At 56.0% G+C, this 15,872-nt stretch carries 17 protein-coding genes; 12 read left to right on the plus strand and 5 right to left on the minus strand.

What is annotated here, in order from left to right:
* Positions 1-30 precede the first annotated feature (30 nt).
* From GC165_09410 to GC165_09440, 7 genes are all read left to right on the plus strand, one after another.
* Positions 31-495 (plus strand): winged helix-turn-helix transcriptional regulator, encoded by a 465-nt coding sequence (locus GC165_09410; protein ID MBI1333083.1) that lies wholly within the window; start codon positions 31-33, stop codon positions 493-495.
* Positions 496-589: 94 nt separating this feature from the next.
* The gene (locus tag GC165_09415) at positions 590-1,654 is read left to right on the plus strand and encodes an aminotransferase class V-fold PLP-dependent enzyme (GenBank protein ID MBI1333084.1); all 1,065 of its coding nucleotides are present in this window, start codon (positions 590-592) and stop codon (positions 1,652-1,654) included.
* A gap of 368 nt (positions 1,655-2,022) precedes the next feature.
* The gene (locus GC165_09420; GenBank protein ID MBI1333085.1) at positions 2,023-3,048 is read left to right on the plus strand and encodes a sigma-70 family RNA polymerase sigma factor; all 1,026 of its coding nucleotides are present in this window, start codon (positions 2,023-2,025) and stop codon (positions 3,046-3,048) included.
* A 269-nt stretch (positions 3,049-3,317) separates the two neighbouring features.
* Positions 3,318-3,806 carry a sigma-70 family RNA polymerase sigma factor gene (locus GC165_09425; GenBank protein ID MBI1333086.1) on the plus strand — a complete coding sequence of 163 codons (489 nt, stop codon included), beginning with the start codon at positions 3,318-3,320 and terminating at the stop codon, positions 3,804-3,806.
* Positions 3,803-4,240 (plus strand): hypothetical protein, encoded by a 438-nt coding sequence (locus tag GC165_09430; GenBank protein MBI1333087.1) that lies wholly within the window; start codon positions 3,803-3,805, stop codon positions 4,238-4,240. The genes GC165_09425 and GC165_09430 overlap by 4 nt, the downstream gene beginning before the upstream one ends.
* 46 nt (positions 4,241-4,286) lie before the next feature.
* On the plus strand, positions 4,287-4,841 hold the full coding sequence (locus tag GC165_09435) for a PEP-CTERM sorting domain-containing protein (protein MBI1333088.1): 555 nt from the start codon (positions 4,287-4,289) through the stop codon (positions 4,839-4,841).
* Positions 4,842-4,947: 106 nt separating this feature from the next.
* Complete coding sequence (locus GC165_09440; GenBank protein MBI1333089.1) at positions 4,948-5,418, plus strand: hypothetical protein; 471 nt, start codon at positions 4,948-4,950, stop codon at positions 5,416-5,418.
* On the opposite strand, the gene GC165_09445 is transcribed toward GC165_09440, so the two are convergent.
* The 5 genes from GC165_09445 to GC165_09465 form a co-directional block, all read right to left on the minus strand.
* A complete protein-coding gene (locus tag GC165_09445) occupies positions 5,415-7,349 on the minus strand; it encodes a hypothetical protein (GenBank protein MBI1333090.1) in 1,935 nt (644 codons plus the stop codon). The genes GC165_09440 and GC165_09445 overlap by 4 nt on opposite strands.
* Positions 7,350-7,425: 76 nt before the next feature.
* Positions 7,426-8,043, minus strand: a complete 618-nt coding sequence (locus GC165_09450; GenBank protein MBI1333091.1) for a hypothetical protein — start codon at positions 8,041-8,043, stop codon at positions 7,426-7,428.
* Positions 8,044-8,045: 2 nt separating this feature from the next.
* A complete protein-coding gene (locus tag GC165_09455; protein ID MBI1333092.1) occupies positions 8,046-8,597 on the minus strand; it encodes a hypothetical protein in 552 nt (183 codons plus the stop codon).
* A gap of 162 nt (positions 8,598-8,759) precedes the next feature.
* The gene (locus GC165_09460; protein ID MBI1333093.1) at positions 8,760-9,026 is read right to left on the minus strand and encodes a hypothetical protein; all 267 of its coding nucleotides are present in this window, start codon (positions 9,024-9,026) and stop codon (positions 8,760-8,762) included.
* 320 nt (positions 9,027-9,346) lie between these two features.
* Positions 9,347-9,979: a hypothetical protein gene (locus GC165_09465; protein ID MBI1333094.1), complete on the minus strand. Its 633-nt coding sequence runs from the start codon at positions 9,977-9,979 to the stop codon at positions 9,347-9,349.
* Between the two features lie 47 nt (positions 9,980-10,026).
* Here GC165_09465 and GC165_09470 point away from each other — a divergent pair, with 47 nt between their 5' ends.
* The 5 genes from GC165_09470 to GC165_09490 all read left to right on the plus strand — a co-directional run bounded on the left by GC165_09470 (position 10,027) and on the right by GC165_09490 (position 15,833).
* A complete protein-coding gene (locus GC165_09470; GenBank protein MBI1333095.1) occupies positions 10,027-11,001 on the plus strand; it encodes an NAD-dependent epimerase/dehydratase family protein in 975 nt (324 codons plus the stop codon).
* Positions 10,998-11,594 carry a UbiX family flavin prenyltransferase gene (locus GC165_09475; GenBank protein ID MBI1333096.1) on the plus strand — a complete coding sequence of 199 codons (597 nt, stop codon included), beginning with the start codon at positions 10,998-11,000 and terminating at the stop codon, positions 11,592-11,594. The genes GC165_09470 and GC165_09475 overlap by 4 nt, the downstream gene beginning before the upstream one ends.
* 57 nt (positions 11,595-11,651) lie before the next feature.
* Positions 11,652-13,223: a diguanylate cyclase gene (locus GC165_09480; GenBank protein ID MBI1333097.1), complete on the plus strand. Its 1,572-nt coding sequence runs from the start codon at positions 11,652-11,654 to the stop codon at positions 13,221-13,223.
* 93 nt (positions 13,224-13,316) lie between these two features.
* Entirely contained in the window at positions 13,317-14,936 is a 1,620-nt protein-coding gene (locus GC165_09485) for a diguanylate cyclase (GenBank protein ID MBI1333098.1), read from the plus strand.
* 18 nt (positions 14,937-14,954) lie between these two features.
* Positions 14,955-15,833, plus strand: coding sequence for a TIGR01777 family protein (locus GC165_09490; GenBank protein MBI1333099.1), 879 nt, complete (start codon positions 14,955-14,957; stop codon positions 15,831-15,833).
* Positions 15,834-15,872: the final 39 nt, after the last annotated feature.

The raw sequence follows: 15,872 nt of genomic DNA on the forward strand, positions 1-15,872 counted from the left end.
AAAAGTAAACTTTCTGGAAACCGAAGCGAAATGAAAACACAGCTCGACGAGACCGACATTCAGATTCTGGGCATTTTACAAAAGGATGGGCGGATCACCAACGCCGATTTGGCGAAGGCGGTCGGGCTGAGCGCGCCGAGCGTCCTTCAGCGCGTCCGGATCCTTGAGAAGTCGGGGATCATCAAGAATTACGTGGCCATCCTGGACGCGGAGCGGCTTGGCCGCAAGCTGATCGCATTCGTGAATGTGTCGCTCGCTCTGCACGAGAGTCAGCCGATCGAGCGATTTCGCAAAGCGGTGCAGGAGATTCCCGAGGTTGCCGAGGTTTACAACATCACCGGCGAGTACGACTTCATGCTGAAGGTTCAGGCGCGGGATATGCGCCACTACGAAAGCATTCTTCGAGATAAGATCACCAAGATTCGAGGCATCGGCAAGCTGAACACGTCGATCGTGTTGGGCACATCGAAGCACACAACAGAAATTCCTCTGTAGATTGCAGACTGTCCTTCGCGGGATTGGAAGCCGACTTACGAAATTCAGAGAAGTGTTTCAGTATCGGATGAGCGCAAATATCTCATAATAAGGCATGCATGAGCGGTATTTCGACAATGCGGCAACGACGCCGGTCGATCCTCGGGTTGTGGCAGAAATGCTCCCTTACTTCACCGAGTTTCCGGGCAACGCGGCAACCATCCACCACTATGGCCAGAAGGCCAAGGCGGCCATCGACCTCGCCCGCGAACGCATCGCCGCACTGATCGGAGCCGAAGATCCTTCGCAGGTGACCTTCTGCTCGGGTTCGTCAGAAGGGAACAACTGGGTTCTTTCCAACTTTTATGAGGGTCGCGTAGCGGTCTCGCCGTACGAGCACAGCAGTATCATCAAAATCGCCAAACGCGACGGGTTTACGATCCTGCCTCCTTTTGAGGAGTGTTTGCCCGAGGGGTTCGACATCGTGGCGCTCATGTCAGTGAACAATGAGGTCGGCACGATCTTCGATACCGAGCTCATCCGCACTCGCACCCATAGCAAGAATCTTTTGGTCGATGTAACCCAATCGGCAGGCAAACTTCCGACGACGGTCGGCAACATCGACTACATGTCGGCGAGCGGCCACAAGTTCTATGCGCCCAAGGGTGTGGGCTTCCTCTATCAGAAGGAAGTGAATCTAAAGCCCTATTTGTTGGGTGGCGGACAAGAAATGGGACGACGGGGTAGCACGGCCAATGTTCCGGGCATCGTGGCCCTCGGCGCGGCGGCGGCGATCGCCATGGATGAGTTGGACGAAAGGGTGGCTCACGCGACCCAATTGAAGGCGATTGTGACCGAAGCGATCAGCAAAATTTCGGACACGCAGATCAACGGTCCGGGCGTCAAATCGCCGTACGTTTTGAATGTCAGTTTCAAGGGAATTCAGGGTGAAACTCTGCTTGTCGAACTCGATCAGGCGGGGTATTGTTGCAGTGCCGGGGCGGCGTGCAGCAGCACCAGCAAAGAGCCTTCTTCGGTTTTGATCGCGTTGGGCTTGTCTCCCGAATGGATGCGGGGTACAGTGAGGATCAGTTTTGGTAAGTTCAACACTCCCGAGGCCGCGGCAGACCTCGGTCGAGACATCACGCGAATCGTGGAAAAACTACGGGCTTTGAAATAAAGTCGTTTGAACTTGAAACTTTACGCCGACTAGAGTGCGTCATATAGAATTGCTGCAAAAACCGGTAGGACTTTGGTATTCAGAAGACCCCGGTCTTTTTGGCACGCGTTTAGCTTGACAAATCCTGGAAAAGCGTGATTGAATTAGCCGATCACGGAGTCGCAAGGGCTTGTTCCAGGGAACCGGATATTACAGGCGAAGCTTGCGCGACATTTGGAGTAGATAAAAGTAAGATGCCGATTGAAAATGGATTGCCGACGCAGCCGCGACGAGGCCGAGCGATTACCGTTCGAACACCTGGACGCACCTCAGGGTTTATGGACCCCAATGTTTCTGCGCTCGAAGATCCTACGCTAGATGGCGAAGACATGATGGATGTCGATGCCAGCGACGAAGAGCTTGAAGAGCTTGAGGCCGAGGGTGTCCAAGACGATTCTGAAGAGCTAGAGATGTGGATGCGGCAGACTCGCCGCGCTCAGCTTTTGACGCCGGAGCAGGAAGTTCACCTCGCCGTTCTCGTCATGGCCAAAGAACTGGCCGAGAAAGGAAAGGAGAAGGAGCTTCTGAAGCTTCTTCAGCGCCGAGATATCACGCACCCGGTCGGAAAACCGACGGAGTTGAATCAGTTTATCATCACTCGCGTAGTGAACGAGGGTATCGAGGCGAAGCGCCACCTGATCGAGTCGAACCTTCGACTGGTTGTGTCGATCGCCAAGAAGTACAACGCTCGTGGAATTCCGCTTGCCGACCTGATCCAGGAAGGCAACCTCGGTTTGATCCGCGCGGTTGAGAAATTCGACTGGTCGAAGGGCTTCCGCTTCTCGACTTACGCGACTTGGTGGATTCGACGTGCGATTGCTCGCGCGATCATCAACCAGGGCCGAACGATCCGCATTCCGGTGTACGTGGCCGAACTGATCAACAAGGTTGTGAAGACGGCGTCGCGACTTCAGCAGGAGCTGCAGCGCGAGGCGACCGAGGAAGAGATCAGCCGTGAGGTTGGCCTGTCGGTTGATCGTGTCCGCGAAATGATGCGCGTGGCGGTCGAGCCGATCTCGCTTGAGACTCCGGTCGGTGAGAAGGACAACTCGTCCATCGGCGACTTCGTGCAGAGCCAGAACATGCCGACGCCGGGCGACGTCACTTGGAGCCTTATCCGACGCGAAGAGATCGACGGCATTCTCGGACGACTGACTGGCCGCGAGCGCGACGTGGTTCGCCTACGGTTCGGTCTAGACGATGGCCGCGCCCGAACCTTGGAAGAGGTCGGCGCTGAGTTGAACGTCACCCGCGAGCGAGTTCGACAGATCGAGCTTCGAGCGATGAAGAAGCTTCGCCACATCGGGCAAGAGCTTTCTTCGCAGGGCTTCACGGTTACGTCGAACCCGAACTAAGTTGACATGACAAGGGCCGCGCGAATGCGCGGCCCTTGTCATGTCTGAGGCTTCTGGCTTCAGCTTTGAATCTAGAATTGTTCGACGACACCATTGTTGTGACGTCCTAGGGTGTAAATTCGAGAAAATTGAAAATTTTTCGATCCATCCCAACTTTTCCCGCAAAGCCTGCGACTGATAGTCAGGTGCAAAACTCGGAAACCTTTGGGTTGCGCGAATGGGTGGAGTGGAAAGTTACAGGTCGATCCAAGAAAGAACTGCATGCTGAGATGCCTCCCTTCGAGGAATTGATTCGGACCTATGGAACCGAACTGCGCCGTTTTGTCTATCTGAAGGTCGAAGCCGAAGCGGTGGAAGATGTTCTTCAGGAGGTATGGGTTGCCGCTTGGCAGGGATATTCGGGAGTTCAGAACCCTACTACCATCCGGGCCTGGATCTACGGCATCTGTCTTCACAAATGCCACGACCATTATCGAGATAAGGCGAGGGAGAGTAGCCATGTGGCTATTGCCGGTCTCGAAATCCTGGATCCGGGCCCTTCACCAGAGGGGTTGGCGGTTGATTCGGCACGGGTATCGGCCTTGCTCAAGAATCTGGACGACTCGCAACGCGAGGTTGTCGAACTGTATTACTATGCGCAACTGACGCTGGCCGAGATATCCGAACTTCTGAAGCGAAACATGAACACGGTGAAGTACCAATTCTATCGGGCGCATACGACCCTGCTCGAGGTCGGACGGCGGGAGGAGCTTCTATGAACTGCCAGCAGCGCGAAACGGACCTGCTGATGCTGGTCCATGGCGAAGCCAAGGGATGGGTGAATCTGCGAACCCGCCTGCACATTCTCGGTTGTCGGCGCTGCCGAAGCAAGCTAGCCGAGTTTTACGTTTTGTCACAGGGTCTAGCCAACGATTTGGAGAATCCCCGCTTGGGCTCGCGGCGCATTATTCGGCCATCGTTGGCTGGTTTTGCCGCCGCGATGGTGGGGCTACTCGTGCTTTTGATTGCGGCGGGCGGTTTGGTTACGGTTTGGGTGCGGAGCACGACCGTCACGCCACCCTGTAGCTCGGAGCCGCCCAGCGCAAGGAGGGGACCGATTGCAGTTAACGAAGCGTCACCCGTGATGCCGATGGTCCCGAAGAAGAAGGAAGTTTTGGCACCATCCAACTTTTTTCGCAAAACCTGCGACTGATAGCCCGTGGGAGGGACGCAGTCTCTCCTCGCCATAGGTAGAAACCATGACTCGATCAGTCCTTACTTTGACGGCTTTATTTGCCTTAGCGGCCGCCTCTCTTGCGCAAACGAACGCAGAGGGCTTCATCACCTATACGCAGAACAACTCGCTGTTCACTTACGACATCACGCTCCACAATACGGGCACGACCAATATCGGAACCCTTTGGTATGCCTGGGTGCCGGGCCAGGACTACCTGCCTGTACCGCCTTCCTCAACTTCTAGCCCTTCCGGTTGGACGTTTACGCAGACGACCAGCCTAGGCTTTGGAACTGGTCTACGATGGACGGCTCCGGGAGCCTTGGAGATCGCGCCCGGCGACACAATGTCCGGCTTCGAGTTCACCACGACAACGACCCCAGCCGAGTTGGCGGGGCTGTCGATTTTTGGGGCTCATCCTCCGGTAGGGACAAGCTTTGTGTATGAGCATGCTTTCTCTGGCTTGAACTCGTCGGGTGGCTTTACATCGATTGTGATCAATCCGGTGCCGGAGCCGGCGACCTTCGGTGCGCTTGGACTCGGTGCCTTCTGCCTGGTGCGCCGTCGCCGACGAGGATAAGACTTCAACGTTCCGGTTTGCCCATCGGAACTCCTGCCTCCAAAAAGAAAGGGGCGTTTACTCAGCAGACTATCTGGCCAAACCATTCGGATGATATGCTCACAGCATGATTCCGATCCTGCTGATGGCAGCCTGGCTGCCAACGCCCCAAAACCCTACGGCCAATACCGAGGACGTCAAGAGTGAAGACGCCATCATCAAGGCCGTGTATGACGTCATTTCCGGACCGGCGGGCAAGGCCCGCGATTGGGACCGTTTTCAGTCGCTTTTCGATGCTAAAGGCACCCTTTGCGCCGTGGTGAAGAATCGCCAGGGCAAGAAGGTTGCGATCACGATGACGCCGGACGACTATGTGAAGAATTCGGGTCCGTACTTGGAGAAGAACGGCTTCTTTGAGCGTGAATCGAAGCGAAAGTCGATGCGCTCGGGAGATTTGGTGATGGTGTTCAGCGATTATGAGTCGCGCAACAAGCCTGACGACAAGAAGCCGTTCGAGGTTGGGACGAACTCGCTTCAGTTATTCACCGATGGGACTCGGTGGTATGTTCATTCGATTTTGTGGCAGGGCTCAGACTAACTCGCAGTTTCATCGTGCGGGATGAAGTTGAGGGTGAGGAGGCCCGGTATAGCGAAGAGCAGGGCGGCGAGGAAGACGGTTCGATATCCCTCGCTTGATGCCTGGATGACGCCGCCGATAATGCCGGAGAGGGCAATGAACGTGGCTCCGAGACCGGTACCGATGGCGTAATGAGCGGTTCGGTGGTTGCCGCGTTGGGCGACAGACATCAGGTACACGGCATAGCCAGCGTAGCCGAGACCGTAGCCGAATTGGTCCATGAATTCGACGAAGCCAATGAAGGCCATGTTCGATGGCTGGGCCATGGCGGCGTAGAGGTAGAGGAAGATGGGCAGGTGCATGAGGATGGCGATCACCCAGAAGCCCCGCTTGAGTCCGATTTTGCTCGCGAGGACGCCGCCGACAATGCCGCCAAGGATGATGCCGCCGACGCCGATCGTGCCTTTGATGAAGCCGAACTGAGCGTTGTTGAGGGCGAGGCCGCCTTTGGCGAGATCGTCCTTGAGGAATAAGGCAGACATCTTGGCGACCATCGCCTCGGAGAACCGGTAGAAGGTGAGGAATCCCAGGATAGGGATGACACCGGACTGCCGGAAGAAGCTTGAGAAAGCCTCGCCCATGGCAGTGCCCCGCAGGGATTTTCGAAGAATGATCACGAGAGCGACGGCGATGGGGATGCAAACGAGGACCTGAATGATCTCGGCGGTGAGGCCGGACATATGGACGTCGATGCCGAAGGCCATTGCTTTCATGGGGAGAAGCCAACCTTTCAGGGCCACCGGATTGAGGCTGGCGAGCGTGTTCGCGGCGATTTTCCATGTCCCGCTGAGGGCGAAGTAGGTTGCCGCGTAGAAGCCGAGGATGGCGAGGGTGCGATTGAGGTTTCCCCGGAATTGGCCGAGCTGAGCCTCGTCTGGGCTCTTGTCCTGCGACGGGGCGGGAACGAGGAAGCGAGCCGGGACCATGAGCAGAGCGTAGAGGACGGCGACGGCAAAAAGCGAAATGAACCAGGCGGTTGGCGCGGACATCGCCCGGGTGGCGGGTTGTCCGGTGAACGAGTCGGCGGGATCGCCGGTTGGGTAGCTGGTGAGTTTGGCCGTGCTGTCGGAGGGCTTGTCGGAGATGACCTTGCCGAGTTGGTACAGCCCAAGAGTGACCTGCTTGCCCGCAACTTCCAGTTTGCCGTTCTGAATATTGAACTGATTTTCGACGCCGGGAATCGCGACGGGAGAGCCCTTGTCATCCAAGAGTTTCTGCCCTTGGTCGGTGGTCAATTCGCCTTGGTCGAGGTGGAAAGTGGCGGTCTTGAGGTAGCTCGGCGACTTGTCGGCTGGCCCCTTGACGGAGAAGTAAAGATTGCCCTGAGTCTGAACCGTGACGGGGTTGAACCGCATGAAATACCCGACCAGGAAGGGAACCAACGCCATGCAAATGAGGCGTCCGGCACGGTAGCAGGCGGTCTGAATTCCTGCGAAGGAGGCCTGGACGGTTTTAGGAAAGGCGAGCAGGTAGAAGCCATCGGTGGCGATGTTGGTCATTGCCGAGACAAAGGCGGTTCCCCCGAGGAAGATCAGCGAAACGGTGAACGCCTTTTGGCCGGGGAGCAAGAGGAACGGCGCAAGGGCCAGGCACGCGGTGAGGATCAGTTGACCGAGGAGAATCCACTTACGCTTTTGGGCGCTGAGGTCGACGAGGGGACCCAACAGGAATTGGAGCGACCAAGGCAAGGCGATGATGGACGTCCATGTGGCAATCTGCTCGTTGGGGATGCCAAGGTCCTTGTAGAAGACGGTCGAAAGTTCGGAAATGATGGTGACCGGAATGGCCTGCATCACATACAGCAATGGGACGAACTTCCAGGGATTGTAGGTCTCGACCGGGGCCGGGGTGGTGTCCACGCTTGGCTGAACGACTTCCGTGTCTTCGGACATTGGACCCTGATTGTATCACCGTTTCTTGCGGTGCGAGTGCGAGTGCAACGGTATGGGCAAGGGCAAGGGTATGGACTTATAGCTCCCTTGCCGGATCGATTGGGGTGCGATACCGAGCGTGAGCGTCCAAATACGCGACCACGAATCCGTTGCCGTGAGCAGACGCGAACCCTGAGGTTGTCTTCGGGGCATCTTTGCTCGCCGTCGAGATGCTGTCTCGGAGCCAAGGTACGGTTGATGGCGACGTTACGGCTTTCGAATCCAAAACACGATTTCCGTCGGAAAAGTGGGGAATCTGGCCTTTGAAAGAAAGGCAGTGGACGTAGTCGAGGGTATTGGGTATGCCTTCGAAGAGATTTACTTGAATGCCTTCGCCCTTATCCCTCTCTACCTTCGGACAAATAAATAGCTGACGTTTCTTCAGGTAGGGGTCTAGGGAGTCCATGAATGCGTGCTGGGACTCGGTTGAATCGAAGGTGTAGTACGGTGGGAGCCGGTCGTCATAATCCGACAAATAGAATAACTGGCCGGTACCAATTTGCTTGAGGTTACTCATGCAGACGGACTTGGTTGCTGGATATCCGTGCGTAAAAAGGGTCGGAAGGTAGATTGCGTCCAGACCACCTATGAGAACCAGCACGCCGATGATCTGCCAGGTCACCTTAAACAAGTTCATCTCTTCGCGCGGCTTCATGATCACAAATGGTGCGAGACGTCGAGCACCTTGTCGGCCTTCACATGGCCGTCCAGGTATCCAATGACGAAAATCTCGGCGTGGGGGGAAAAGAGAGCGGGCTTTTCGTCCTTGGTTTTGCCCGAGCCTCGAACCGGGTCACGAACATAGGCAACCGAGGCAGGATTCTCAATGCCGTTGGTGTAGAGAACTCGCCCGCCGTTGCTAAAGTCGGTGACATAGCCTCGTAGGTTCAGCGGATTGACGTAGGACATGACACCAGCCAAGCCTTCCACGTTGCCAGTCGGTGGATTCTTGTCTGCGGGACAGAGAAATGTGTTTTCGTTCTTTGCGTAAACGAGCAACTGCGACTTCAGTCTTCGGCTGGGATGGAGCCGATCTTTGTCGGCATCCGAGAGGGTGTCCCAGTTTGCCGGGAGATCGAAAGTGTAGGCATCTGGCGCACAGTGGTTATTGTCGTCGGCATACATCAACATTGCCAGCGACAGTTGCTTCACTTGACTTATGCAGGACTTGGGGTTTCCGCTCGGAGCCTTCGCAAAAATGGGGACCATTATTATCCCGAATACGAGGAGGACAAGGACAATTGCGATCCAAGTTCCGATCGGTCGGCGCTTGCGAGTTTCGACGACCATCTAGAACTCCGGTGATACGTCCATTGGCCATATTCTGATCTTCATACCACCACCTTAATTCATATCTTACAGAGATTTGTGCTACAAATCTGACGAAAGTTCAACCATCTTTTTGCTTTTCGCGTGGCCATCGAGATAGCCAACCATGAAGTAGTTTCCGTGCGGCGAGAGGAGCTTTTGACTGCCGTTGCTATCGGCAACCAGTACGTCGCGGATGTAGCCGATATTGGCCCCGTTATCCACCAAGGATGAGAGCGAGAGAATCCGATTTCCGCTGGCGAAATCGGGAATGACGCCTTTAAGCGTCAGGCAGTGGGCGTACGCGAAGTCGCTCGAAACAGGTTCCATTGGAATGAGGTTGGGATGCCGAGTCGGATTCAAATGAATCGCTGGGCACTTGAATATTGGGTAATGTTCATCCCCTTTACAGTAGAGCTTCATGCAATCGACATATCGCTCGCTATCGGCGGGACCATCAAAAGAGTAGTAGGGAGGAATTCGGTCGCCGTTGTCCGCGGCGTATTGTGGCAGCGCATAAACCTGTTGCTTGATATTCGATAAGCAACTGAATCTGATGGTGACGTCCTTTGATACTTCGGTTGGGAAGAGAATGAAGAATCCGCCACAAAGGAGAAGGCAAATGAGGAGACCGAAAACAAATTTGCGGTTCATAGGTCTGTGCTTTGGTCGATGACCTTGATCGTTTTGACGTGGCCGTCAATAAAACTGATCGTAAAGGCGCCAACGCCTGTTCTCTTGTGGGGCGAAACGAAGGAAGGTTTCCCACCGATCACTTGGGTGCCGCGAACTGGATCACGAAAGTAGTGGGTTTGAGCGGGCTCCTCAACCTTTTGCGAGTCAAGCGCCCGATTGCCATTTCCATATTTGGGAATCACGGCCATTAGGCTCAAGCAATGGACGTAGGAGTTGACACCGGGCACCCCTTCCATCGATGGATCGTAAGGCTTTTTCGCGTTCGCCTGGTCGTCGTCTTGGGGGCAAAAATTGATCTCGTTATTCTTGCTGTAGGGCGCGATGGTGGCAAAAAAGGAGCGGGTCTTCTCGGGAGACTCGAAGGTATAGTACGGCGGCAAAACGTCCGAATTGTCGGCACCGTACATGATGGTGGACAACGCGAGCTGTCTCATATGGCTCATGCAGGCGGAACGATGGGAGCCTCGGTCTTGGGCAAATACGGGATAGAGGATGGCACCCAAGATGGCGAGACACAGAAGGGCCAAGACCGTTTCGAGTATGATTTGGAACTTCGACTTGCTTCCCCTTTCGCTGAAGATTCTCACAGTCCCACCCTAACGGCATTATACGAAAGCCATTCATAATTGAGAACATGGATATCCTTGTGCTCGGTGGTACTCAGTTCATCGGTAAAGCGATCGTCGAAGAACTGTTGCGCCGCGGCCATCATGTCGCGATCTTCCACCGTGGCAAAACCGGGGCCGGGCTCTTTCCCGAGTGCACCCATATCCTTGGCGACCGTAACACCGACCTCGACCGTGCCGACACGCAAGAGTGGGATGCGGTTATCGATGTTTCGTGCTACACCCCGGACCAAGCTCGATCCGCCGCCAAGTTGAGGACCAAGTACTTCGCGTTCATCTCGACGATCTCGGTGTACGACTTCACGACCGAAAAGCAACCCTACGACGAGCAGACGCCGATGGTGCCGGGGCAGGAGGGCAACGAGGTGACGATGGCGACTTATGGTCCACTCAAGGTTCGATGCGAAGAAGTCTTCGCCGAGGCCTTCGCCGGACGCCTGGGAATCGTTCGTCCGGGCATCGTGTTTGGACCGTACGATCCGACCGGTCGATTTCCATATTGGATCACCCGGTTGGACGAATTTGAAGAGGTGTTGATTCCCGACGTGCGAAGTAATCCTGTTCAAGGCATCGACGTATTCGACCTCGCCGAGTTTACGGTTGAGGTGACGGAGAAGAGCCTGGCGGGGACATGGAACGCGGTTGGTCCCAAGGTGACGTTCGGCGACGTGATCGACGAGATTCGGTCGCAGGTGGGCAAGGAGCATCATCTGGTGCTGGCATCGGTCGAAGAACTCAACGAAAACGAAGTGAAGACGTGGTCGGAACTTCCTCTGACCTTTGAGCCAGGCACACGAGAGTCAGTGTTCAACTTTAACCCTCAGCACGCCTTTGAGGCGGGCCTCAAGCACCGCACGATTCAGGAGACGATTCGTGCGACCTTGGCGTGGACACGCTCGGGCGACTATCCGAAGGACGCTAAGTACGGCATGAGTCGCGAGAAGGAAGTCGCGGTTCTGGAGAAGCTGAAGGCAAAGGCATGAGCACGGGGCGGTTGGTTGTAGCGGTGACAGGAGCGAGTGGGGCGATTTACGCTCGCCGACTCCTGATTCATGCGGCCAAACACTACCAGGAAATCTTTCTGTGCCTCAGCACGCAGGCGATCCAGGTTGCCGAGACAGAACTTGGTGTCACGCTCGATCGAAAGAACTTCCAGACACGCGAATGGCTGGGAGCGGAGTATCCGCAGATTCGGCTCCTCGACGAAAAGAACTTCTTCACGCCACCGGCGAGCGGTTCGTTTCGGCACGACGGGATGGTCATCGTGCCGTGCTCGATGGGTACGGCCGGACGCATCGCGAATGGCATCAGCAATGATTTGGTCACCCGGGCCGCCGATGTCTGCCTGAAAGAAGGGCGCAAGCTCATACTGGTTCCGCGTGAAATGCCGTGGAACCTCATTCACCTTCGGAACATGACGCAATTGGCCGAAGCTGGGGCCACGATTCTGCCTGCTTGCCCGGCTTGGTACACCAGTCCGACCTCGCTTGAGGAACTTGCCGACACAGTCGTCGCGCGCATCCTGCAGAACCTGGGAATCGAGCAAAAAATCCAGGGCGAATGGATGGCCGAGTAGTCGAAATTCGGCCTTCAGAACGGCCCCGTGACCACCGATAATTCGGTAGGCCAACTTATGACTCCCGAGTTCTCAAATGAGGAACAAACCGCTGTTCGGGAAGCACAGCAAATTATCCGCGATGCGGGACGGTCGGCCCCTGCCTTGCTAGAGTCTCTGGCCGAGCGGTATCAGAGTGAAGGGAAGACGGTTTGCGCCTTCGAAGTTCGCCGGATGCAATGCTTTGCACTCATCGGGAATTTGGAGTTTCGGCTGGCGGTGGAGAAGATCGAACTGCTGATGCATGAAGCCGCCGCCGCGGAAATGCCGAGGTTTGTGGGCGTCGGCGAAATGTACCGTGGGTTGGTTTGGCTCGACATCGGCCAGAGTCATCGCGCGATCGAGTGCTTTGACCGTGCGATTCAGATCGGCATCGATACCGAAGACCTCGACCTGATCTATCGGGTTCAGATCAACCTGTCGTTCGCCCAGTCGATGCTGGAGCAGTACGAGGAATCGCTAGAGACGCTGAAGCAAAGCATCCAATTTTCCGATAGTCTGGTGACGAAGAAGCCAGGTGGATCGAAAGCCTACAACATGGCCGCCGCCGAGGTTCAGGTCGCCTACCAGGCTCGGGAGCGTGGTTCGCTGAGCCAGTCTCAAATTCAGGCGGTTCGCCGATCGCTTGATCGGGCAGAGGCGGATTGCAAGGACGAGTTCTATCTCCCAAGGCTGCTGGGCATTTTTCGCGCACTCTTTGTGGGCCTAGACGAAGGCTTTGACAAAGGCATCGAGCAGCTTCGTCAGCTTCGGCCCGAGATTGAGACCGGCGCTTCTGTGCATCTCATCACTTACCTTCTTGGGGAGACCCGGATTTTAGAGGCAGCCGAGCGATGGGAAGAACTCCGGTATTCGGCAACCGAACTGATCGACCGAATGAAAGAATCGGGCTGGCTCGCGGCGATTCGAATTGCCTTGAAGCGGGCGTCGAAGGCGAGCGCCAAACTTGGCGATTACCAAACCGCCTACGAACTCCTCAACGAACTCGTGAGCATTGAGGGCCAATCGGCGGGAAGCAATCGCGACTCGACCAGCGTTTACTTCGAGCAGGAAGTTCTGCGCATGTGCAACCGCGCTTTGGTCGAGCGGAACAAGATTTTGGAGCAGGAGGCGCGGTTCGACCGCCTTTCGGGAATTCTCAATCGCCGGGGCATGGAAGAGGCGTTGGCGGAACTGACTCAGCGCTCGGGACAACATCGGTTGGTGGTGGCGATGCTCGACATCGACTACTTCAAGCGGATCAACGACCAGTTTGGCCATGCAGTTGGGGATCAAGTGATTCAGGAGTTTGCGGCTTGCCTTGCTAACTCGAAGACCAAGCCGTCACGTCTGGGCCGTTGGGGTGGAGAAGAGTTTGTGCTGGTGTACGAAGAAGAGGCGGCGGATCCATCTCAACTGGGTGCGACGCTGATGGATGAGGTTCGACATTATCCGTGGGAGCATGTCCGTTCGGGCATGGCGGTTACGGCCTCTTGCGGCTTGGCGATTTGGAGTCAGGGCGACTCGATCGACCACACGATTCGGGTGGCCGACGACATGATGTACGCCGTCAAACATCAGGGCCGTAATAATTGGCGCTTAGCGGCCTAGGACCTTGAACTTTCAGTCCTAGGACTGGCGTATGAATTATTAGGCGGGCATACGTTTTTGACCCAAAATGCCTGATAATTTTACTGGGTCCATATGACTGTACAAGACCCTCAGGAACAGGAAGCCATTCGGAAGGCAAAGCAGCTCATCCACATCTCGCCCAAAGAGGCGCCACGGTTGCTTGCGTCTCTCGTTAAGTCCTACGAAAAGGAAGGACTAACTGGGTGTGCCTTACAGGCCCGCCGCTACCAGTGCTATGCCCTCATGGGCAATTTGCAATACGAGAGAGCGCGGCGGTGTCTCGAAGTCCTCTTTGTCGAGGCAAATGAAGCCGACGAGAAGCGATTTGTCGGCATCGGTGAGATGTATCTCGGCATCATCGCGACCGAACTGGGTGAAATCGACGTAGCAGCCGAAAGCTTCGACCACGCCATCCGCATCGGTACCGAACTTGAAGATATCGACCTGATTTACCGCGTGCAACTGAACCTGGGTTACGCCCAAATTGTGATGGAAAGGTACGACGAGGCGTTGGCGACGCTCAAATTGACTATCCGGCAATTTGAGAACGGCAACACCCAAACTAATGCCGTCGCATACAAAAACATTGCGCTCGCCACCACTTGGCTGGCCTTCGACGCCGCCGTCAAGGGGCGGTTGACGGACGAACTTCTTTCGGATGCACGACGTTCGATCGAGGCGGCAAGAGCCGCCTGCATTGGCGATTTTCGGTTGGAATCGCTGGTCGCCTTACTGCAGGCTCTTTACGTAGGCATGGCCGAGGGGCCGGAAGTTGGTCTCCGCGAATTGGCGCACGCAAAGGAGTCGGTCTTCCAACGAGCTGCCCTTTCGGTGTCGCTATCGTTCATCGGCGTCGAATGCAATCTTCACGAGCTTGCCAAGGACTGGCCAAATCTGCAGCGCAAGTCGATGCTTCTCCTTCGCACGATGAAGAAGTATCGATCCCTGGCTCAGTATCAAACCTTTGCACGTCAGGCGGCTAGGGCCTATGCCGAGTTGGGGCGGTACAAAACGGCTTACCGGCTGTTGCAGGAGTCTTCGGACTTCCTTTCGACGGTTCGAAGCTCGGTTGGACTGCACAGTGCGCACATTGTCAATTTGCGCTACGACTTGGAGCAACGCGCGTTCGACGAGGTGATCCTGCGAATGCGGAATCAGACCTTGGTGGAGCGCAACAAGGTGTTGGAACATGAGGCCCGATTCGACCGATTATCAGGTGTTCTAAACCGGCGCGGAATTGAAGAGAGCATTTTGGAATACGCTGACGAACGGCTGAGCAGCACGCTCGCCATTGCCCTTCTCGATATCGATTTCTTTAAGCGCATCAACGATGTGTATGGCCATGCGACCGGCGACCGAGTGATCAACGAGTTCGCGACGGTCCTGACCAATTCGGGAAGCCGTCCGCTTCAGGTCGGACGATGGGGTGGCGAGGAGTTTCTTGCGCTCTTCGACATCGAGTCTCCAGACGAGATGGATGCCCTCGGCGAGAAGCTCATCGAGGAGATTCGTCGTCATCCCTGGCAGCGCATTCAGAAGGGCCTCAAGGTGACGGCCTCTTGCGGACTGGCCATGTGGAAGCGCGGACGATCGGTCGACACCGTGACCCGCCTCGCCGACGAGATGATGTACGATGTGAAGCAGAATGGCCGCAACGGTTGGCGGGTCGCGAGCTTCGATCACGCCGCTTAAACGACCTTCTGGAGCCGTTTGAACAAGAAAGTCGTCATCTGCGGAGGAAGCGGGCTGATTGGGCAAGCCCTCGATAAGCGTCTGACCGACTCTGGATACGACGTCGTCACCGTATCTCGCCACCCGAAACTGGGCGAAATTAGTTGGGACGATCTCGGTCGCGCGATCGACGGCGCGACCGCCGTTATCAACCTTTCTGGTCGTCCGATTGCTTGCAAATTCACCGAATCGAACAAGCGAGAGATTCTGAATTCTCGTGTTGAGTCCACGCAAAAGGTTGCTAAGGCGTTCGCGACGTGCACAAACCCTCCTGCCAAGTGGATCAACGCATCGGCGGTTGGATTTTACGGAAATCGCGGCGACGAGACGATGACCGAGGCGAGTTCGCCGGGCTCCGGTTTCGTGGTCGACGTCTGCCGGGCATGGGAGGATGCATGTCTCAAATCGGAAGCAAATTGCGCCAAGACGGTGCTTCGAATCGGCGTGGTGCTTACATCGAACGGGGGAGCGATGAGCAAGCTCATGCCGCTGACGAAAGCCTTTTTGGGCGGAGCGGTGGGGAATGGATTGCAGTGGATGTCTTGGATTGCCCTAAAGGATTTGGTCCGGCTCTTCGAGTGGGTGATTGAGAACGACGCGCCATCCGTCGTCAATGCTTGTGCACCGGAACCGATTCGTAATGGGGACTTTATGGCTTGGCTTCGACGACAGTTGCGTCGGCCGTGGTCGCCGCCGGTGCCGGCATTCATGATGAAGCTGCTTGGGCAGACCGTCGGGCCGGATGCCTCGCTCTTGCTGGATTCCACCCGAGCGATTCCGACGCAGACTGGAGATTTCCAGTTCATGGTTCCGTCGCTCGAAAATGCCCGCTTGGACGATCTCTCAGTCCCTAGCTAGCCGCCCCCTGCATTGGGTAACCTTCTACGTTCATTGACC

The organism is Armatimonadota bacterium, assembly GCA_016125185.1.
Taxonomy (GTDB): Bacteria; Armatimonadota; Fimbriimonadia; order Fimbriimonadales; family Fimbriimonadaceae; genus Fimbriimonas.